At 72.6% G+C, this 800-nt stretch carries 1 protein-coding gene; it reads left to right on the top strand.

Going from position 1 to position 800, the window contains the following annotated elements; genetic code table 11:
* Positions 1-800 (top strand): AMP-binding protein (locus KXC43_RS50295; protein WP_221383437.1); only part of this gene is annotated, 800 nt, incomplete at both ends.

The following is an 800-nucleotide window of genomic DNA, read 5'->3' as shown; positions in this document are numbered from 1 at the left end:
GTGGTCATGGACCGCGGCCCGGATCTGGTGGCGGCCCTGCTGGGCGTGCTCAAGGCGGGCGCGGCCTACCTGCCGATCGATCCTGGTTATCCGACCGAGCGGATCGCGTTCATGCTGGCCGACAGCCGCACGACCGTGCTGCTGGGCCACTCCGACGTGCTCGACGACCTGCCGGTGGGCCGGGTGCCGCTGATCGCGATCGACGACCCGGCCGTGGCCGGCCACCCCGAGACGCCGCCGGAAACCGTGCTCGACCCGCTGAGCCTGGCCTATGTCATCTACACCTCCGGTTCGACCGGGACGCCCAAGGGTGTCGCGCTGACCCACGCGGGCGCGGTGAACCTCGCCACCGCCCAGATCGAGCGGTTCGCGGTGACCGCGGAGTCGCGGGTGCTGCAGTTCGCCTCGCTCGGCTTTGACGCGGCGACCTCGGAAGTGCTGATGGCGCTGGGATCGGGCGCGACGCTGGTGACCACCTCCGCCCAGGACCTGACGCCCGGCGGTGGCCTGGTCGAGGTGCTGACCCGGCACGAGGTCACCCATGCGACGCTGCCGCCGGCCGTGCTGGGCGTGCTGGACCCGGCGGCGGTACCGGCGGGCACGATCGTGTCGGCGGGCGAGGCGCTGGACCGCAGCCTGCTGGACCGTTGGGCGACCGGACGGCGACTGATCAACGCGTACGGGCCGACCGAGGTGACCGTGTGCGCGTCGATGTCGCAGCCTCTGGCGCCCGGCGGTGCCCCGGTGATCGGCACGCCGATCGCCAACGGCCGCGTCTATGTGCTCGACGACGGGCTGAG

Origin of the sequence: Paractinoplanes polyasparticus (assembly GCF_019710575.1) — a bacterium.
GTDB lineage: Bacteria > Actinomycetota > Actinomycetes > Mycobacteriales > Micromonosporaceae > Actinoplanes > Actinoplanes polyasparticus.
The sequence above is the reverse complement of the archived record's forward strand: the minus strand, read 5'-3'. Positions and strand labels throughout refer to the sequence as shown.